Source organism: Actinoplanes italicus, from assembly GCF_003001815.1.
Lineage (GTDB): Bacteria > Actinomycetota > Actinomycetes > Mycobacteriales > Micromonosporaceae > Actinoplanes > Actinoplanes italicus.
This window is the reverse complement of the sequence record NZ_PVMZ01000023.1, coordinates 141350-159469: the sequence shown is the minus strand read 5'-3', so window position 1 is coordinate 159469 and position 18120 is coordinate 141350. Positions and strand designations below refer to the sequence as shown.

Here is an 18120-nt window from a genome sequence, read left to right as displayed (position 1 = left end):
CCGGCGGCTGGACAGACCCGGCCGTCGCCGGGCCGTTGCAGCACATCGCTCAGTACGGCTCCGCGCCGGGACTGCTGGTCGTCCGAGAGCCGGAGGACACGTAGATCAGGCAATCGTGGCGGGCGCCGGTGAGACGGCCGTCCTCCCAGATGGGACAGTGGCCGGCGGCCAGATGGTCGAAGCGGAAGCCGGCGCGTTCCGCGACCCGCAGGGACGGCTCGTTGCCCGGTTGTATCTCCAGCCAGGTTCGCCCGAGTCCGGCCTGTTCGAGACTCCAGCGGGCCAGGAAACGCAGGCCGGTGACCGCGTAGCCGTTGCCGCGGTGCGGGGGCGGTGTCCAGTAGCAGATCTCGGCCTCGGCCATCAGGCCGAACGTGGCCAGCAACCGGTCGCCGTCGAGCAGGCCGAACGAGACCTGTTCGTCCGACCATTCCCGCAGGGCGGTAGCGGCGTCGGCGAGGGTGTAGGGCCCGGGCGGATTCGGGCCCCACAGGGCCGGGGCGGTCTCCGTGGCGGTGGCCTCCACCAGCAGCGGCGCGTCCGTCTCGGTGAGGGTACGGAAGCGTAGCCCGGGTGTGATCACGGCGTCGGCGTACGGAAGCGGCATCACGGCTCCTGAAGTGGCCGGCGGCCGGCGAAGCCCAGGTCGGCGCGGTGGTACCAGGTGATGTCGGCGTCGCCCTCGAGCCAGCAGAGCAGGACGTCGACGCCGTCGAGGGTGGCCGGGAAGTCGAGCAGCAGCGGGGCCATGCCCTTGAGCTCGGCGCCGGTCTCCTGGACGGTGGTCATCAGCTCGTTGAGGCGGGCCTCGACGGCTTTACGCTCGGGCAGGCCACCCAGGTCGGTCGGTGCACCGCCGGGGACGAGGGCGGCGGAGAGTTCCACCATGTCGGCCCGCAGCGTGATGATCTCGGCGATGGTCGGGCGGAGGCGGGCCAGTTCGGCGCGGGCCTCCTGCAGCGTGAACAGGCCCATGCCCCAGAGTCTGTCATCCGGCACGGCCCGGCCCGGCGGCGAGGCCACCGGCTGATCGACTAGGTTGTGCGTCCGTGCTGGTGAAAGTGCGGGACGCGGCGATCCGGACCCTTCTGTCCCCCGCCGGGTGGATAGTGGCGATCGCCATCGTCTTCTACTCGAAGTGGGCGAAGGCGCAGTACGACGCCCTGACCGTCGGTGCCTGCGACCTCGGCATCTTCTACCAGGCTGTGCAGGGATGGGCGGGCAGCGGCTGGCCGATGGTCCCGATCAAGGGATACGTCCAGCTCGGCGACCACTTCTCCCCCGCGTTCGCACTCCTGGCGCCGCTGGTCTGGATCCACGACGAGGCGATCACCCTGGTGTACGCCCAAATCGTGCTGATCTGTCTGTCCGGCATTCCGATCTATCACATCTTCCGGCGCCGCTGGGGCATCCTCGTCGGCTCCGGGATGCTCCTCGCCTACCTCGCGAGCCACGCTGTCTTCGGCACCATCGCGTTCCCCGTGCACGAGGTGATGTTCGGCGCGCTGTTCCTGGCCTGGGGCCTGGAGCGGATGCTCGCCGGGAAGTGGACGCAGGCGACGATCCTTTTCGCGGCACTGGTCACCGTCAAGGAGGACGGTGGGCTGATGTGTGCGCTGCTCGGCCTGTACGCGCTGTTCAACCGGCGGTGGCGGCACGGCGCGTTCCTGATCGGCTGGGGCGTCGTGTGGTTCGTGGTGACACTGAAGTTCATCATCCCGAACCTCAACCCGGGCGGCTTCACCTACGCCAAGGACTACCAGGCCAGCCTTCATGCGGACGGGCTGTTCGCGGGCATCCCGTACATGCTCACCCATCCCTTGGAGATCCTGGGGTTGATGAGCGACCAGCCGGCGAAGGTGGAGACCTGGCAGCAGCTGTTCATCCCGGTCGGGTTCGCGGCGCTGGCGTCGCCGCTCGCCCTGCTGATCGTGCCGATCATGCTGAGCCGGATGCTGTCGTCGCGGGACACGCAGTGGTCGTCGGACCTGTACTACGACATGCCCCTCATGCCGATCCTGTTCGCTGCGGCCGCCGACGGTTTCCGGCGCATCGGCAGCCTCGTCGACCGGGCCCGCGGCCTGGGCCCGGACCCCGATCCCCAGCTGCCGCCGAGGAGACCGGCAGCGGAGCCGGAGGAGAAGCCGGACGAGAAGCCGGACGGGGAACCGGTCGAGACGCCGGCGAAGCGCGCCTGGTGGAACCCGCGGACCGCCACGATCCTGGCGGCGATCGCGGCGCCCGTCTTCGTCTGGTTCGCCGTCCAGGACGCCCGCGACCACAAGATCGTGCAGTGGTACCAGGGCACGGCGCCGGAGTTCAACAACGTGGGCATCGTCGGCGAGGCGCCTGAGGCCCTCTCCCTCATTCCCGGAGGCGTGACGGTACGGGCCACGAACAACCTGCTCATCCCACTGCTCCCGACGAACGAGGTCACCCTGATCGGCTCCAATGTCGACTCCGGCGACTGGGCGATCATCGACAACTGGAACCCGAGCTGCCCGATCGGCCGCAAGGAACTTCCGCAGATCAAGACGCAGCTCGACCAGATGGGTTTCCGCCAGATCTACGTCAGCCCGTCCAAACGCCTCGTGGTCCTGCAACGCACCGCCCCGGCCGTACAACCGATCCGCGGAACCGGAACCGCCAGCTGACCTGGAGGAGGAGCCGTGGCGATGGACAGGCCGTTCGCGGAGACGTTCGCCCAGCTGCTGAAGGCGCGCTTCCCGCTGCTGCACCTGGAGACGTATGAGGAGCAGCGCGCCCTGCACCGCATCGGCGCGGTCGCCGGGCACACCGACCTGGTGCGCATCGCGCGGCCGGTGTGGTCGTGGACGCTCACCGGCGGCCTGGTCAACCCCGGCGGGGAGACCCGTTCCGGCACGAACCGGGCCACCGACGCGCTACGGGCCGTGCAACGCCTCGAAGAACCGGCCGTCTTCGTGTTCCGTGACCTGCACCCGCACTTCCAGGACGCCGAGGTGGTCCGGCTGCTGCGGGACATCGCGGAGGCGTTCCGCTCCGGCCGTCACCCGCGCACGCTGGTGCTGATGTCGCCGACGTCGCAACTGCCGGTGGAACTGGCCAAGGACGTCACGATGGTCGATTTCCCGCTGCCGGGAGCGGACGAGCGGCGAGCTCTGCTGGACGCCATGATCCGGTCGAACGGGCGTCTGCGGGTCGACCTCGACGCGTCGGGTCTGGAACGGTTCGCGGCCGCGGCGGCGGGGCTGACCGTCAGGGAGGCGGAGAACGCTTTCGCCCGCGCGATGGTGAACAGTCCCGTTCTGGACCTGACCGGGCTGGATGTCGTGCACGAGGTGAAGCGTCAGATCGTACGAAAGTCGGGTCTTCTGGATTTCATTTCGGCTGACGTCGTCCTGGAGGATGTCGGTGGACTGGAGAAGCTGAAGTCGTGGCTGGTCAAACGCAACGGATCGTGGCTGGCGGACGCCGCCGACTACGGCCTGCCGGCGCCGCGCGGCGTGCTGATCACGGGTGTGCCGGGATGTGGCAAGTCGCTGACCGCGAAGGCGATGGCCGCCGCCTGGAACCTGCCGCTGCTGCGGTTCGACATCGGGAAGGTGTTCTCCGGCCTGGTCGGGTCGAGTGAGCACAACATGCGGACCACGCTGCGTGTCGCGGAGGCCCTGGCGCCGTGCGTGCTGTGGATCGACGAGATCGAGAAGGGTTTCGCGGGCGCTTCGGGCGGCGATTCCGGCACCAGTACCCGGGTGTTCGGCACGTTCCTGACCTGGATGCAGGAGAAACGCCTGCCGGTGTTCGTGGCCGCGACCGCCAACGACTCCCAGGGCCTGCCGTCCGAATTGCTCCGGAAAGGACGGTTCGACGAGACGTTCTTCGTCGATCTGCCGAGCCGCGCGGAGCGGACCGCGGTGTGGCGGGTGCATCTGCGGCGTGCGATGCGTCACCCGAGGGCGGCCGGCTCGCCGCAGCTCGCGATCGGCGACGACATGCTGACCGAACTGGCCGGGCTGACCGACGGTTACACCGGGGCCGAGATCGAGCAGGCGGTCGTGGCGGCGCTGTTCGACGCGTACTCCGAGAGGCGCGCGCTGCGCCGGGACGATCTGGTGCGTGCGGTGATGAGCATCGTCCCGTTGAGCGTCACGCAGGCGGAGCGCATCGGTGCGCTGCGTGACTGGGCCCGCGTACGCGCGGTCTCTGCCAGCGGCGACGAGAATTGGGGTTTGGCCGAACGATAGGGTGCCGGGGTGAGCGTGACGATGCTTCTGGTGCCCCTGGCCATGGCGGGCGCCGCCGCGGTGAAGGCCGTCGCCGACCGGAGGGCCGACGGCGTCTGCCATGTCGCCACCCGGATGCGCGACGTCACCCTGCTGGCCGGCGCGTTGCGCGACACCGGCGCGGCCGTCGACACGGACCAGGAGCGGATCACCGCCGGCTGGGCCGACTTCTCGGCGGTCTTCTCCCGCGATGCCGAGGGCATCTGGTCAGCCCATTTCGACGGTACGGACCAGCAGCGCGCGATCGAGAAGGTGTCGGAGGTCGACACCGCCTACGGACGGCTCGTGCAGCAGGCGGTCCTGGAGCGGCTGCGCGAGCAGGCTCCGGCGGCCGGGCTCCGCCTGACGTCCGAGACGGTCGACGACACCGACGCCGTGCGGATGGTCTTCGAGGTGGAACGGGAGCGATCATGAGCGACCGGCCCCGCATCGTCGTCACCGTCAAGCCCGACGGCACGGTGAACGCCGAGACCGTCGACATCCGCGGTGAGCGGTGCCTCGACTACATCGCCCTGCTGGAAGACCTGGTCGACGGCCGGGTCGAGGACAGCGCCTACACGTCCGACTACACGCGGGAGACGCAGAGCGAGTGGCAACAGCAGGTGAATCGTGACGTGGACCCCGCCTGACCGCGGCTACTACCAGAACCCACCGGCCCCGCCGCCGCAGAAGGCGTCGTGGAAGCTGGCGCACAGCCTCTGGGTGCTCGCCCCGATCGTCAGTTTCGGCTGCCTCGGCGTCGCCGGGTTCCTCTACGTCGGCCTGCGCGCCCGCCGCCCGTCCTGGTGGATCGCCGGCATCGTCTACAGCGCCGTCGGCAGCCTGTGCCTGTACTGGAGTTCCACCTTCCCGAACGACTCCGACACCGGCGCCCTGCTCGCTCTGTTCTGGGTGCTCGCGTGGGTGGTGTCGGTGGCCCACGCCGTGGCGATCAACAGTTCCTGGCTGCACTGGCTCGCCGCACAGCAGGCCCCACGGCCGGTGCCGTGGACGTACCCGCAGCCGCCCCCGCAGGCGCACCCGCACACCCCGGTGCCGCCGCAGATCCAGCCGATCGTGCCGTCGCCGTACCAGTACTACGCCTCGCCCACTCCCCCGCCGCAGCCGCCACCGGACCCCGACCCGTCGATGCCGCCGCCGTCCGACCCGTGGGCCGACCCACCGGAGCACCCGGCGACGCTGCTCGACGTCAACAAGGCCGGCCAGGACGACTTCGCCACCCTGCCCAACATCGCCCCCGAGCAGGTGGCCCGGGCCGTCGCCGCCCGCGAGGCCGGCAACGGTTTCGGCAGCGTGCACGAGTTCGCGGCGGCCGCCGGCCTGGCCCCGCACCAGCTCGCCGCCGTCCGCGACCGGCTCACCTGCAGCCCGCCCGCCGCTCCCGGTCCGGACCGCGACGAGCCGTACGGCCGCATCGTCGATGTCTGACCCGCCGGTGCGCATCGCCCGGTTCCTCGAGCGCACGACCGCCGAGGGCCCGGGCGAACGTACCGCGATCTGGGTGCAGGGCTGCTCGATCCGCTGCCCCGGCTGCTTCAACCCACACCTGTTCAGCAGCCGCGGCGGAGCCCTGACCAGCCCGGACGCGCTGGTGGCACGGGTGCTGGCGGCCGGCACCTCCGGCGTGACACTGCTCGGCGGCGAACCCTTCGACCAACCGGCGGGCCTGGCCGCCGTCGCTTCCGGCGTCCGGGAGGCCGGCCTCACGGTCATGACTTTCAGCGGGTACGACCACGCGGTGTTGAGGCAGAGGTCGAGCGACGGCGACCGCGCCGTGGCGGCCCTGCTGGACGCCACGGACCTGCTGGTGGCCGGCCCGTTCCGCGAGGACCTGCTCGATCACGACCGCCCGTGGGCCGGTTCGACGAACCAGGAGTTCGTGCACCTCACCGACCGCCTCCGCGACGTCACCGCCCCCGACCGTGTGGAGGTGACCGTGACCGCCTCCGGCGCTGTCGCCGTCAACGGCTGGGCGGACCCGGACACTCTCGACGCTCTGCTCGCCGACCTGCCTCACCGCCGGAGCAGGTACCAGGCGTTGTGAATGCTCGTGTGGTACTCCTGCACGCGGCGCGCACACTCCCTGGCCTCGGCGAGTCCCTCCCACCTCGGTTCGTCCTCGTTCCAGCCCGATCCCTGGCGGGGCCCCGGAAACGCCCGCCGCCGCCAGTCGTTGATCCCCGCGCTGTCCAGCGGTGGCGTGACGTCGGCGGGAATGGCGCCGCTCCACGAGAAGCCGTTCTCCATGGCCACGGCCCGGATGACGCTGAGCTGCTCACCCGCCTTGACGAGGGCGGCGATGGAGTGGTCGTATCGGGGTCGCGAGAACGCGTCGGCCCAGCGGTCGAGCAGTTCCATGGTCCGCGCCCGGTACTCGCTCCGGTTCTCGTCCGACCGGACCATGCGGCCCAGCGCGTCGATGAGACCGATGAGTTCCCCCACCGACAGAAGCTCGGGGAACCCGTTTCCGATCTGATGAACCATCCCCTCCAGCAGCTTCGTGGCGGCGTCACGCTGCCGGACCCCGGCCGCATGTGACGCCTGCGCGGCGGCGATCTGCTGCAGAACGGCCAGCGCGATCGGAATGCCGAACATCGCCGCCGTCAACGACGAGAAGACGTTCGTCAGAAACGGCCGGTCCTCCCAGAACCCGCTGGCGTCGCCCCGCATCCCGAGGGCGAGCATCCCCGCCCCGAGCGCGAACATGACCGGAAAAATGATCTTCACGGCCGTCGACGTGGACCGCCATCGCCGTACCAGCCCGCTGCGCAATCAACATCCCGAGTCCGAACCCGACACCAGCGACATCGACGCCAGTGTAGGCGTCCGGATGCAATGCGTTTGCCGACCGATCACCGACACGGAAGGATCATCGGATGTCCGATTTCTCGATCAAGCCCGTGCTCACCGGGGAACTCGTCGTACTGCGGCCGTTCGCCGACCCGGATGTTGCGGTGTTCCTTGAGGCCCTGACCGATCCGGAGATCGCGCGGCTCACCGGAAGCCCGCCCGGTGAGGGGCCCGGCGAGGAACAGACCCGGGAGTGGTACGGCAGTCGCAACGCCCAGGACGACCGCCTTGACCTGGCGGTGGTCGATCGGGACAGTGGGGCCTGTGTCGGCGAGGTCGTCCTCAACGAGTGGGATCCGCGGAACGCCAGTTGCAACTTCCGGACGCTGCTGGTCGCGGCCGGGCGTGATCGGGGGCTCGGCACCGAGGCGGTACGGCTGATCGTCGGCTACGGATTCGAGGAGCTGGGGCTGCACCGGATCTCGTTGGAGGTCTACTCGCACAACCCGCGCGCGCGGAGGGCGTACGAGAAAGTGGGTTTCGTCGCCGAAGGCGTGTTGCGTCAGGTGCTGCGCGACGGTGACGGATGGGCCGACTCGACGGTCATGTCGATTCTGGCGCCGGAGTGGGCCGCGCATCAGGGGAATCCGGGGTGAGCCGGGCGAGGACGCCCTGGATGAAGGGCGCCTTGCCGGCCCGGTAACGCGGCCGGTCGTGTGCGTCGGCGGCGGCCAGCGCGGTCTTGATACGGCCGTACTCGGCGGCGTCGGCGGGGCTGGCGCGCAGGTGGTCACGAAAGGCGGTCAGGGATCCGGGAATCGGGTCGCCGTGCTCGTAGACATGCAGGTGGTGGGTGCGCCAGCCGGGGTCGGGGAAGCAGAACGACCATTTTCGGGCAGCGTCGTCGCCCGGCTCGGGCGCGTGCACCCAGCCGATTCCGGCGAGGGCGGCGCGCACCTCGGCACCCTGATCGTGGTCGGCGATGCGGGCCGCCATGTCGATGATCGGTTTCGCCGGAAGGCCGGGAACCGCCGTGCTGCCGATATGCTCCACCGGACCGGCGAGCCATGGTGCCAGGGCCGCGGTCACACGGTCGCGCTCGCGTTCGAAGCCGGTGGCCCACTCCGGGTCGTACGGCACCATCCTGATCGGATCACGTCGCTCGCCGTTGGTCACGGGTCTCCTCCAACGTCTGACGGCCGGTCACCTGATCTTCGAGACGATCTCCACGAGCGTGCCGTCCGGGTCCTGCAGCAGGGCGGCCCGGTTGCCGTTGCCGGAGTCGTGCGGTGGCCGCACGACCGGCACCCCGGCGGTGACGAGCCTGGCGAACGCCTGGTCGGCGTCGGCGGACCAGATGACCAGCACCATGCTCGGGCGGCCAGGCTCGGGTTCGACGCCGTGCATCTGTCGTGCCGCCTCGACGTCGCCGAGGCCGACGGTGAACCCGCCGAGACGCAGCTCGACGTGCGACGGCAAGCCCTCGGCGGGAGTCCGGAAGGCCTCCTCGAAGCCGAGCAGGTCACGGTAGAAGCGGATGCCCGCCTCGATGTCACGGGTGTAGAGATTCACCAGCGCCGTCTCGAACATGCGTTCCACCCTAGATCATGACTGAGGTGTTTCACCCGGCCGCAGCATGGCCGAAAATGAATCGATCCGGGCACCGCCGGACGTTTCCGACGCGATCCTCGACTTCCTGGTCACCGCCTGGTCTCCCACGGAACGGTCAACCCCACTTGACGGGGTTGCCGGTGGCCAGCGAGGCGGCACACAGCATGCGGAGCAACCCGAGCCAGCGGCTCCAGCTCTCCGCCGACTGGTGGCGGGTCACCACGGCCAATCGCTCCGGGGTCACCGGCAGGACGCGGCCGACCAGGAACAACGGCAACCGTGCCGTACCCATGTCTCCGACGAATTCGATCAGGTCTCCGCCGAACGCGCGTCGTTCGATCAGGTCTCCGCCGAGCGCGCGTCGTTCGATCAGGTCTCCGCCGAGCGCGCGTTGCGTGAAGCGCTTCGCGCGAAACACGACGGCCGGCGGATCGGCTCCGGTGTCCAGGATGAAGAAGCCGTCCGGGTCGATCCCGGCGTGCAGGGCCCCGTTCCATCCGAACACCGAACCGTGCGACCCGATACAGCCGTGAATCGCGTGACCGGTCGCCTCGTCGAGCAGCACCGTCTCGGCGACCGTGCTCACCTGATTTTCGAAGAGGTCGAGTTCGGCCAGGACGGCGGGCACGTCGGCAACCGGAATCCAGCCGTCGTTCGTGGTCGGCAGGACGTCACGCAACGTGGGGAACAGCGACCATCCGATCGCCTCGCACGTCCGCCGGACGGCACTCTGCCCGCTCAGGCTGCCCAGGTCGGCCCAGGCGGCTTGGAAGTCCTCGTGTTCGCACCCGGTCCTGAACCACTGCCTGGCCGCCGGGTCGTCCGGCGTCAGCAGGTCCAGCCAACCGTCCTCGTCGAAGCCGATCGAGCCGTCGAGGCCGGCGTCCTTCCAGCAACGGCAGTACACGAATCCGCTGAGCCCCACGCGCGGCAATCTAATGCAGCCGAGAGCACGTCTCCGCAGCCGGTGGCCCGCCAGGATGCCGCGGAACCGCGCCCGGCCACCGGGAGGAGGACCGGTGGCCCGCCAGGATGCCGCGGAACCGCGCCCGGCCACCGGTCCTCCCGGTGGCCGGGCGCGGGCCGGGCAGTCGAGCGGGTCGACTCCAGAATCGTCAGGGCGCGGCCCGGCGACAGGGACCTTCGACCCGTTCTCGAGGGTCCGTTCCCTGATCCGCATCTCCTACCGATTGAGCAGCATCGACACCCGTGTGACCATGACTGGCGGGGGCACGCGAGAGGAGTGCTGGTGAGGAGGGTGTACTACCGGAGTTACGACGCGGAGGTCACCAGTGACGTGTTCATCCGCGACCCGGCCGGGTCCTCGACGAGTTACGCGATCGCCGAGATCGGTGAGGTCGCCGTCAAGGTGATCGAGCGGGACTGGTGGGAGGTGTGGCGAACCAAGCAGGTGTGGGTGCTGCAGGCCCGGTACCAGGGTCAGACCGTGGACCTGTACGAGAGCGGGGAACCACGCGTCTTCAACATGGTCACCCGCGCCCTGCAGCGTGCCCTCGAGGAGCGCCCCGGCAGACACTGGGCCTGAGCCGACCGGCTTCACGCCGGCCGGAGGACCGAGCCTTCCGCCGGCCGGACGATCGCGCTTCACGCCGGCCGGACGATCGCGCTTCACGCCGGCCGGACGATCGCGCTTCACGCCGGCTGGTGCTCGCGCTTCACGCCGGCCGGAGGATCGCGACCAGGAAGTCGGCGCCCGCGGTGAAGGGGCGCAGATCCCAGGTGCTCAGGAGCAGATCCGAGGTGAGACCGGCCGCTGCCGCGTCGGCGAGGAAGTCGTCGAAGTCGTAGCCGCGTCCCGCGCCGAACCCGACGACCGCACGGCCACCCCCGGCGAGGTGGACACCGAACCGGCGGAGGATCTCCACCCGCGTCGACGGCCCGGCGAAGGCCATCACGTTGCCGGCACACACGATCACGTCGAACGGATCCGGTAGGTCGATCTCGCTCAGGTCGCCGACCTGCCACGTCGAACCCGGATGCTGATCACGAGCCTCGGCGATCAGCTCAGGGTCGAGGTCGACACCGGTGACGTGGTGACCGGCGGCGGCGAGACGGCCACCGACCCGGCCGGTGCCGCAGCCCGCGTCGAGGATGCGAGAGCCGCGCGGCACCATGGCGTCGATCATCCGGGCCTCGCCGCCGAGGTCGTCGCCGCGTTCGGCCATGGCTCGGAAACGGTCGATGTACCACCGGGAGTGGCCGGGGTCTTCGGCGATCTTCTGCAGCCAGAGGTTGTCGGTGGTGCTCATGGTGCGGTGGCTTCCTCTTCTATCGAGCTGAGCGCGGCGAGACTCAGCGGCACTCGTCGGTCACATTTTTCACCGTAGTCATGCGGTGAAGTCGACCTTCTCGGTTTCGACGGTCCCGGCGGTGCGGCCGGGTGCGCGCTGGAAATCCCAGTAGAGGTTGGTGTGGGCGATGACCTGCTCGGGGGCGGGCGCGCCGTAGGCGGACAGGTCCTCGGTGGTGTGCGCGTCGGAGACGAGGGTGACGTCGTAACCACGGACGAAGCCTCCGTGCAGCGTGCTGCGGATGCAGGCATCGCTCTGGGCGCCGGTGACGACCAGCCGGCCGACGCCCCGCTCGGCGAGCAGCGCCTCGAGGTCGGTGGCCTCGAAGGAGTCGCCGTACTTCTTGTGCACGAGGGGCTCGTCGTCACGGCGGGTCAGCTCCGGGACGTAGCACCACTCGTCACTGCCCTGGGCCAGGCCTTCGCCGGAGTGCTGCACCCAGACGACAGGCACCTGCTCGGCACGTGCCTTCTCGACCAGCGTGTTGATGTTGGCGATCACGTCGTCGCGGCGTGGGGTGCCGGCGACCACCCCGACCTGGACGTCGATCACCAGCAGGGCGGTGTGGGGCCGATCGGTCAGCGTCGTCATGGCACCCACCCTAGGCCGGGGGTGTGACAACTTTCCGGACGGCCCTTCCGGCCGCGAAAGGCGCTGGCCGACGGGACGCGGCGTCCGGCATATTTGCCGGAATGACGAGCAGACCCCAACTCACCGAGGTGGCCCGCCGGGCCGGGGTGTCGGTCGCCACCGCGTCCCGGGTCCTGTCGGGCCGCGGACCGGCCTCCGGGGCCAGCCGTGACGCGGTGCGCGGAGCCGCCGCCGAGCTCGGTTACGTGGCACACCCGGTGGCCCGCCGGCTGGCCCGAGGTACCGGGACCAGGATCCTGTTCGCCGTCCGCGACCGGCGTCCCGACATCCTGCGGGACCCGTTCGTGACCCGCGCCGCCACCGCGATGGCCGCCGCCACGGACGCCGACGGCCTCGGCGTCACCGTGCGGCATCTCCCCCTGGACGCGTCGGCCGAACTGGACCGGATGGCCACCGACCGCAGCATCGCCGCCGTGGTGCTGGCCGGTCACGATCGCGCCCTGCTCGCCGGTCTGCCGTCGTCGTTGCGCGGCCGGTTCTGCACGATCGGCGCCGGCGGACCTGATGTGGACAGCGCCGCCGGAGTCAGCGCCCTGCTGCGCCACCTGCACGTGACCGGCCGCCGCCGGATCGCACTGGTCACCGGCCCGCCCTGGCTCGCCGCGAGCCGCGCCCCGCTGGAGGCCTACACCGGGCTGATGAGCGAGTACGGCCTGCCCGTCCGGTCGGTGGCCGGCGATTTCACCACCGCGCGGGGACGCGCCGCCACCCGGACCGTGCTGCGCCGATGGCCCGACACCGACGCCATCGCCACGGTGAGTGACGCGACGGCGCTGGGCGTCCTGCAGTGTCTTGCGGCTGCCGGCATCCGGGTCCCCGACGACATCGCCGTCACCGGCTTCGACGACGTCCCGTTCGCTGCTGACGCCCATCCGGCCCTGACGACCGCCACCCACCCGGTCGAGGAGATCGCCGCAGCCGCCGCACACGCGGCCCTCGGCAAGGCACCGGCCGCGGCCCGCCTCTTCCCCAGTCACCCGGTCCTCAGAACCACGGCATGACCGTGCCCGCCGGCGTCGGCAACGGTGCGGTCTGTTCATTCGGTGGCCCGTGCCGGATCCGGCACGCGAGGGCCTGATCAACGCCAAGCTCGTGTCGGCCCGCGTCGTTCCGTCGAGTGTAACCAGTGGAGGACCTGGCCCGATGGCGGGCGAAAAGAGGTGTCCGTGATGAGGAGGTAGTGATGAAGGCAGTGGTTTACGAGGGACCGCGGCAGGTCAGCGTCAAGGATGTTCCGGATGCGCGGATCGAGCGGCCGACCGACGTGCTGGTGCAGATCACGTCGGCCAACATCTGCGGGTCGGACCTGCACATGTATGAGGGCAGGACCGATTTCGAGCCCGGCCGGTGGTTCGGTCACGAGAACCTGGGCCGGGTGGTCGCGGTCGGCGACGGGGTGGACAAGGTGCGGGTCGGCGACTGGGTCGTGCTGCCGTTCAACATCTCGTGCGGGCATTGCAAGAACTGCGAGCGTCAGCTGACGAACTACTGTCTGACCGCTCAGCCCGAGCCCAAGATGGCCGGCGCCGCGTACGGCTTCGCCGACATGGGCCCTTACGGCGGCGGACAGGCCGAGTTGCTGCGCGTGCCGTGGGGCGATTTCAACTGCCTGCGGCTCGGTGAGGACGCCGAGCAGCGCCAGACCGACTATGTGATGCTCGCCGACATCTTCCCGACCGGCTACCACGCCACCGAGATGGCCGGCGTGCGGCCCGGCGACCAGACGGTCATCTACGGCGCGGGTCCGGTCGGTCTGATGGCGGCCCTCTCCGCGACCATTCGCGGCGCGAGCAAGGTGATGGTCGTCGACCGGCACCCCGACCGGCTGCGCCTGGCCGAGTCGATCGGCGCGATCGCCATCGACGACTCGAAGGTCGACCCGGTGGAGGCGGTGCTCGAGCAGACGATGGGGCTGGGTGCGGACAACGGCTGCGAGTGCGTCGGCTACCAGGCGCACGAGCCCGACGGCCGGGAGCAGGCCAACCTGACGATGAACCGGCTGGTCGCGTCGGTGCGCTTCACCGGGAGCATTGGCAACGTCGGCGTGTTCGTACCCGAGGATCCCGGTGCCAGTGACGAGCTGGCGAAGCAGGGCAGACTCGCCTTCGACTACGGCATGTTCTGGTTCAAGGGACAGCGGATCGGCACCGGGCAGGCCCCGGTCAAGAAGTACAACCGGCAGCTGCGCGACCTGATCGCCGGCGGCAAGGCCGAGCCGTCGTTCATCGTCAGCCACGAGCTGCCTCTGGACCGGGCGCCGGAGGCCTACGAGCACTTCGACAACCGCGACGACGGCTGGACGAAGGTCGTCCTGCACCCGGCGATGGCGGGGGCGGGTGCCTGACATGGCGGGAGAGCTGAACGGGCGCCGGATCGCCATCCTCGCCGCCGACGGGGTGGAACGCGTCGAACTGGAGCAGCCGCGGCAGGCGCTGGACGGCGCCGGGGCCAGTACCGTCGTGGTCTCCATCAGCAGCGGCGAGATCCAGGCGCGCAACTACGACCTGGAGGACGCCGGCACCTTCCCGGTCGACCGGCTGGTCGGTGAGGTGTCGGTCGACGACTACGAGGCGCTGCTGCTGCCGGGTGGGACGGTGAACCCGGACAAGCTGCGGATGGAACCGGCCGCGGTGCGGTTCGTCCGGGACTTCGTACAGTCGGGTAAGCCTGTCGCCTCGATCTGCCACGGCCCGTGGAACTTCGTCGAGGCCGACGTCGCGCGCGGGCGGCGCCTGACCTCGTGGCCCAGTGTGCGGACCGACCTGCGCAACGCCGGTGCCGAGGTGGTCGACGAGCCGGTCGTGACCGACGGCAACATCACCACGAGCCGATCACCCGACGACCTGCCGGCCTTCTGCGAACGCATAGTGCGGGAGTTCGCCAAGAGCCCGCAGATCGCCGCCGCCGGGGCCCGGGCATGACTCGTAGCCGGTGAGCGGGCGCCCGGTCCCGATCCGGGTTGGCGGGCCGCCGGTTCACCGGCCCTCGTCGGCCCGGTCGGAGGGTTCGGGATGGTATCCGTAGGCGGCGCTCCGTACCGTCTTCTCGTCCTCCAGTCCGGAGCCGATCGCTCCGCCGACGGTGGCCAGGGAGCTGATGATCCAGGCGAGTGTCAGATAGTCGGTGGCGTGGGCGGGCCGTTGCAGGGTCTGTTCCAGCACCGAGGTGTCGATCAACAGCACCGCGGTCAGCATGGTGCCGAGGAACAGCACGACGTAGGACACCCTGGTGGCCAGGGCGAGGGTCAGGATCGTGCCCAGGTTGAACATCCGGGCCAGCTCAGCCGGGGTGTCATGGCCGGGCTTCTCCCACAGGTCGTGGGCGACGATCAGCCAGCTCACCAGTCCGCTCAGCCCCAGCAACATGACGACGGTGAGACGCAGACCGCCGAGCGCATCACCCATCTGCCAGATGGTGCTGGTGGTGAGCGCGATCGCGGCCGTGCCGAACGCGCCGACCAACAGTTTGGACAGGCCCAGCAGCGCGCGTCCCGGCCGGTTCGCTCTGACCATTCCGGCCAGCAACCGCGCCCGTCCGATCCTTCGAGAGGCGACGTACCGGACCTCACCGTCATCGTCGTCACCGATCGTCCGCTTGATGACCGCGACCCGGCTGGTCAGGTCCACGGGCGCCCGGCGGCCCGGCACGCCGGGCGCGCCGGCGAGTACGGCGCCCACGAGATAGGGAAGAACCGCGCGGACGGTTCGCAGCTGGCTCAGGCCCAGTGCGGGCAGGGAGAAGATCGCGGCACGCCGCCGCGTGGAGATCTGCGCGATCAACGGCGTACGGTCAGCCTGCAACGGCAGATCGGTCAGGCAGATCGCGACGTCCCACCCGTCGTCGGTGCACCGCTGGACCAGATCGTCCAGCAGTGCATCCGCACCGCCGTCGCGGCGTGGCGCCACCTCACCCCAGCTCTGCCGGACCGCCCACCGCACACTGGCGTCCACCTGCTCGGCGAGCAGACCGGCGAGCTCGGCGGCCAGCCGAGCCGTCACCCGTGCCGGGTGGTCCGGCGGAGTGGCGACCAAACCGACGACGATCTCCGTACGGTGCTGATCACTATGGGTCATCACGGCTCCTCGCCAGTATGGGGGCGCGTTGCTGGCCCGCGCTTTCCCCATCGGCACGCATACATGCGCCGGCAGGTACACCGCGATCGCAACGAGCTACTGGAGTTCCGGGCGGGCCACGAGCGGGATCTCGAGCGACTCGACCCGGATATACCGCTTCCACTGTCGCTCGTCATGGCGTGCCATCAGGGTCGTACGCTCCTCGTCCTCAACCCCGTTCAAACCCAACGACGAGGTCGACGAGATCCTCTGGTGGGACGGTTCAGACATCGCGGGCCTGGCGGTGCTCGATGCTGAGATCTGCCGGTTGCAGCGGTGACGACGCCGGATCCGGTGCGACGATCCGGCGGCCGATCAGCACGGTGACGATGGTGCAGACGGCCAGGGCGAGGGCATCGAAGGTCGCGGTTTCGCCTTCGGTCAGGGTTCCGAATCTCATCGACAGCGATGGCGACCACGACGTCAGCAGGTAGACCATCAGGCCGAGCAGCAGTCCGCCGATCTGGGCCACGATGAGAGCCGCCGGCCACGCCAGGACGGTCACCAGCAGGGTGCGCAGCGTGCGGCCGACGGCCAGCCCGACCACACCGGCCAGCGCGGTGATGAACACCGTCTGCATCACCATGAAGCCGATGCTGTTCTGGTGCAGCTCACGCAGCACGGCGTAGGCCGCGTCGTTGACGATCAGCGTGTACCGGGCGGCCGCCAGGCGGAAGGCGACGGCCACCGCGGCCGTGCAGATCGCGCCGGCCGTCAGGGCCCACAGCAGTTTGGTGGACATCCAGCGCAGCCGGGGCACCGACTGGGTCAGGACGAAGGCGTCGGTCGACTCCTCCCGCTCCCGGGCGAACAGCGGCACGCCCAGAATCAGTCCGATCAGCAACGGCACGAACGTGGCGACCAGGATGATGACCTGCGCCAGATTCGTCGCCGTACCCGCGGGCAGGCAGCTGACGAGTTCCTCGCACAGGCCGGTGCGGTCGGGCGCGTAGTCCTCGACGACGATGCCGGACGCCACGACGTGTTCCCGGATGGTGCGGGACCCGGCGAGGACGATCGCCGTGGAGACCGCGCTCAGCGTGGCGGCGACGATCAGGTACGGCCGGAGCAGGCGCAGCGCGAGCCAGTTCATGTGGTGGTGACCTTTCGCTTCGGCCGCGGGCGCGGCGCGCGCAGATAGCCAAGGACCAGCTCCTCCAGGGTCGGCCGGTGCCATGACAGGCCGCCCGCGGACGGGAGGGGTCCGGTAGAACGGATCAGGGCGGTCGCGTCGCGGCCCGCGGTCCGTACCTCGACGATGTCGTCGAGCTCGGTGACGTCCTCGGTGGCTCCGACCGCGATCAGGTGACCGGTGAGTGCCCGCTCCACCTCGGCGGTCAGGCGTACCCGCCCCTCGGCCAGCACCACCACGTGGTCGCAGAGGCTCTCGATGTCGGCCACCACATGCGACGACAGCACCACGGTGGTCCCCCGGTCGGCGACGTCGGCCATCAGGGTGCCGGACATCTCGGCGCGAGCGACCGGGTCGAGCGGCGCCAGTGGCTCGTCGAGCAGCAGCACGCCGGGTCGCTTGGCCAAGGCGAGGATCAACGCCAGGCGGGTACGGTGCCCGGCCGCGAGAGTGCCGACAGGTGCCGTGTACGGGAGTTCCGCGTCATCGGCGAGCCGGTGGGCGTACGCGGCGTCCCAGCGCGGGTTGAGGCGGCCGCCGAGCGTGAGCGTCTGCGCCACGGTCAGCATCGGGTACAGCGGCGCCTGCTGCCCCACGTAACCGATCCGGGGCAGCGTTGCGTCGCCGGCGGGTTCACCGAACACCCGCACGGCGCCGGTGTCGGGGCGCAACAGGCCGGCCGCGGTGCGCAGCAGGGTGCTCTTGCCTGCCCCGTTGCGCCCGACCAGGGCGGTGACCGCACCGGCCGGCACCGTGAACGAGCAGCCGTCAAGCGCGTACCGCCGGCCGAACCGGTGGGTGAGCCCGGCGACGTCCACGGCTGGCGTCGTCCTGTCAGCGGACACGGTGCGTCTCCTCTGCCGTCGGTTCCGTTCCCGCCATGACCTCGGCGACCAGCGCCTGCATGTCCCGTACGTCGAGACCGGCCGCGGAGGCACGGGCGGCCCACACCGCCAGATCCCGCCGCAGCTCGCCGGCGATGTCCGGCAGCACCGTCGGGTGCTCACGGACGTAGGTGCCGGACCCCTGCCGCGGTTCCACGAGACCTGCCATCTCGAGCTCCCGGTACGCCTTGAGCACGGTGTTCGGGTTGATGCCGGCATGTTCGGCGACCTCGCGAGCGGTCGGAAGACGGTCTCCGGGCGCCAGCCGACCCATCCGGATCGCCTGCCGGACCTGCTGCATCAGCTGGACGTACACGGCGGTCCCGGTCCGGCGATCGATCCGGAAGATCACGACGTCACCAT

At 70.1% G+C, this 18120-nt stretch carries 23 protein-coding genes; 11 read left to right on the top strand and 12 right to left on the bottom strand.

Annotated features, from left to right (window positions below):
- Window positions 1-49: 49 nt before the first annotated feature.
- The gene (locus tag CLV67_RS40940; RefSeq protein ID WP_106328544.1) at window positions 50-607 is read right to left on the bottom strand and encodes a GNAT family N-acetyltransferase; all 558 of its coding nucleotides are present in this window, start codon (window positions 605-607) and stop codon (window positions 50-52) included.
- Window positions 607-975, bottom strand: a complete 369-nt coding sequence (locus CLV67_RS40935; protein WP_106328542.1) for a DUF2203 domain-containing protein — start codon at window positions 973-975, stop codon at window positions 607-609. Before CLV67_RS40935 ends, CLV67_RS40940 begins: the two co-directional genes overlap by 1 nt.
- Before the next feature lie 74 nt (window positions 976-1049).
- On the opposite strand from CLV67_RS40935, the gene CLV67_RS40930 reads away from it, so the two are divergent.
- Genes CLV67_RS40930 through CLV67_RS40905 form a run of 6 tightly spaced genes read left to right on the top strand, consistent with a single transcriptional unit; the run spans window position 1050 to window position 6309 of the window.
- A complete protein-coding gene (locus tag CLV67_RS40930) occupies window positions 1050-2654 on the top strand; it encodes a DUF2079 domain-containing protein (RefSeq protein ID WP_106328540.1) in 1605 nt (534 codons plus the stop codon).
- 21 nt (window positions 2655-2675) lie between these two features.
- Entirely contained in the window at window positions 2676-4226 is a 1551-nt protein-coding gene (locus CLV67_RS40925; protein ID WP_106328538.1) for an AAA family ATPase, read from the top strand.
- Between the two features lie 21 nt (window positions 4227-4247).
- Window positions 4248-4679: a hypothetical protein gene (locus tag CLV67_RS40920; protein ID WP_239166764.1), complete on the top strand. Its 432-nt coding sequence runs from the start codon at window positions 4248-4250 to the stop codon at window positions 4677-4679.
- Window positions 4676-4894, top strand: a complete 219-nt coding sequence (locus tag CLV67_RS40915) for a DUF2997 domain-containing protein (RefSeq protein ID WP_106328534.1) — start codon at window positions 4676-4678, stop codon at window positions 4892-4894. The genes CLV67_RS40920 and CLV67_RS40915 overlap by 4 nt, the downstream gene beginning before the upstream one ends.
- Complete coding sequence (locus CLV67_RS40910; protein WP_106328532.1) at window positions 4875-5693, top strand: helix-hairpin-helix domain-containing protein; 819 nt, start codon at window positions 4875-4877, stop codon at window positions 5691-5693. Before CLV67_RS40915 ends, CLV67_RS40910 begins: the two co-directional genes overlap by 20 nt.
- Complete coding sequence (locus CLV67_RS40905) at window positions 5686-6309, top strand: 4Fe-4S single cluster domain-containing protein (protein WP_106328530.1); 624 nt, start codon at window positions 5686-5688, stop codon at window positions 6307-6309. Before CLV67_RS40910 ends, CLV67_RS40905 begins: the two co-directional genes overlap by 8 nt.
- Here CLV67_RS40905 and CLV67_RS40900 read toward each other — a convergent pair.
- The gene (locus CLV67_RS40900; protein WP_106328528.1) at window positions 6279-6971 is read right to left on the bottom strand and encodes a hypothetical protein; all 693 of its coding nucleotides are present in this window, start codon (window positions 6969-6971) and stop codon (window positions 6279-6281) included. The two genes, CLV67_RS40905 and CLV67_RS40900, sit on opposite strands and share 31 nt — an antisense overlap.
- A 170-nt stretch (window positions 6972-7141) precedes the next feature.
- Here CLV67_RS40900 and CLV67_RS40895 point away from each other — a divergent pair, with 170 nt between their 5' ends.
- Window positions 7142-7711, top strand: a complete 570-nt coding sequence (locus tag CLV67_RS40895; protein ID WP_106328526.1) for a GNAT family N-acetyltransferase — start codon at window positions 7142-7144, stop codon at window positions 7709-7711.
- Here CLV67_RS40895 and CLV67_RS40890 read toward each other — a convergent pair.
- The 3 genes from CLV67_RS40890 to CLV67_RS40880 all read right to left on the bottom strand — a co-directional run bounded on the left by CLV67_RS40890 (window position 7659) and on the right by CLV67_RS40880 (window position 9723).
- On the bottom strand, window positions 7659-8231 hold the full coding sequence (locus CLV67_RS40890) for a GrpB family protein (RefSeq protein ID WP_239166758.1): 573 nt from the start codon (window positions 8229-8231) through the stop codon (window positions 7659-7661). The two genes, CLV67_RS40895 and CLV67_RS40890, sit on opposite strands and share 53 nt — an antisense overlap.
- A gap of 27 nt (window positions 8232-8258) precedes the next feature.
- Complete coding sequence (locus CLV67_RS40885) at window positions 8259-8645, bottom strand: VOC family protein (protein ID WP_106328524.1); 387 nt, start codon at window positions 8643-8645, stop codon at window positions 8259-8261.
- Window positions 8646-8781: 136 nt separating this feature from the next.
- Window positions 8782-9723, bottom strand: coding sequence for a hypothetical protein (locus CLV67_RS40880; protein WP_146169499.1), 942 nt, complete (start codon window positions 9721-9723; stop codon window positions 8782-8784).
- Between the two features lie 192 nt (window positions 9724-9915).
- On the opposite strand from CLV67_RS40880, the gene CLV67_RS40875 reads away from it, so the two are divergent.
- Window positions 9916-10212, top strand: a complete 297-nt coding sequence (locus CLV67_RS40875; RefSeq protein ID WP_146169498.1) for a DUF6232 family protein — start codon at window positions 9916-9918, stop codon at window positions 10210-10212.
- A gap of 130 nt (window positions 10213-10342) precedes the next feature.
- On the opposite strand, the gene CLV67_RS40870 is transcribed toward CLV67_RS40875, so the two are convergent.
- Both CLV67_RS40870 and CLV67_RS40865 read right to left on the bottom strand, forming a co-directional pair.
- A complete protein-coding gene (locus tag CLV67_RS40870; RefSeq protein ID WP_106328518.1) occupies window positions 10343-10936 on the bottom strand; it encodes a class I SAM-dependent methyltransferase in 594 nt (197 codons plus the stop codon).
- Window positions 10937-11014: 78 nt separating this feature from the next.
- On the bottom strand, window positions 11015-11569 hold the full coding sequence (locus CLV67_RS40865) for an isochorismatase family protein (RefSeq protein WP_106328516.1): 555 nt from the start codon (window positions 11567-11569) through the stop codon (window positions 11015-11017).
- Between the two features lie 101 nt (window positions 11570-11670).
- On the opposite strand from CLV67_RS40865, the gene CLV67_RS40860 reads away from it, so the two are divergent.
- The 3 genes from CLV67_RS40860 to CLV67_RS40850 all read left to right on the top strand — a co-directional run bounded on the left by CLV67_RS40860 (window position 11671) and on the right by CLV67_RS40850 (window position 14550).
- Complete coding sequence (locus CLV67_RS40860) at window positions 11671-12630, top strand: LacI family DNA-binding transcriptional regulator (RefSeq protein WP_106328514.1); 960 nt, start codon at window positions 11671-11673, stop codon at window positions 12628-12630.
- A 182-nt stretch (window positions 12631-12812) separates the two neighbouring features.
- The gene (locus CLV67_RS40855) at window positions 12813-13973 is read left to right on the top strand and encodes a glutathione-independent formaldehyde dehydrogenase (RefSeq protein ID WP_106328512.1); all 1161 of its coding nucleotides are present in this window, start codon (window positions 12813-12815) and stop codon (window positions 13971-13973) included.
- 1 nt (window position 13974) lies between these two features.
- Window positions 13975-14550 (top strand): type 1 glutamine amidotransferase domain-containing protein, encoded by a 576-nt coding sequence (locus tag CLV67_RS40850; protein WP_106328510.1) that lies wholly within the window; start codon window positions 13975-13977, stop codon window positions 14548-14550.
- 54 nt (window positions 14551-14604) lie between these two features.
- Here the strand turns inward: CLV67_RS40850 and CLV67_RS40845 are convergent, their stop codons facing one another.
- The 4 genes from CLV67_RS40845 to CLV67_RS40830 form a co-directional block, all read right to left on the bottom strand.
- The gene (locus tag CLV67_RS40845; RefSeq protein WP_106328508.1) at window positions 14605-15702 is read right to left on the bottom strand and encodes a hypothetical protein; all 1098 of its coding nucleotides are present in this window, start codon (window positions 15700-15702) and stop codon (window positions 14605-14607) included.
- A 262-nt stretch (window positions 15703-15964) separates the two neighbouring features.
- The gene (locus tag CLV67_RS40840) at window positions 15965-16834 is read right to left on the bottom strand and encodes a hypothetical protein (protein ID WP_106328506.1); all 870 of its coding nucleotides are present in this window, start codon (window positions 16832-16834) and stop codon (window positions 15965-15967) included.
- Window positions 16831-17718: an ABC transporter ATP-binding protein gene (locus CLV67_RS40835; protein WP_106328504.1), complete on the bottom strand. Its 888-nt coding sequence runs from the start codon at window positions 17716-17718 to the stop codon at window positions 16831-16833. The genes CLV67_RS40840 and CLV67_RS40835 overlap by 4 nt, the downstream gene beginning before the upstream one ends.
- A complete protein-coding gene (locus tag CLV67_RS40830; protein ID WP_239166756.1) occupies window positions 17708-18109 on the bottom strand; it encodes a GntR family transcriptional regulator in 402 nt (133 codons plus the stop codon). The genes CLV67_RS40835 and CLV67_RS40830 overlap by 11 nt, the downstream gene beginning before the upstream one ends.
- Window positions 18110-18120 lie beyond the last annotated feature (11 nt).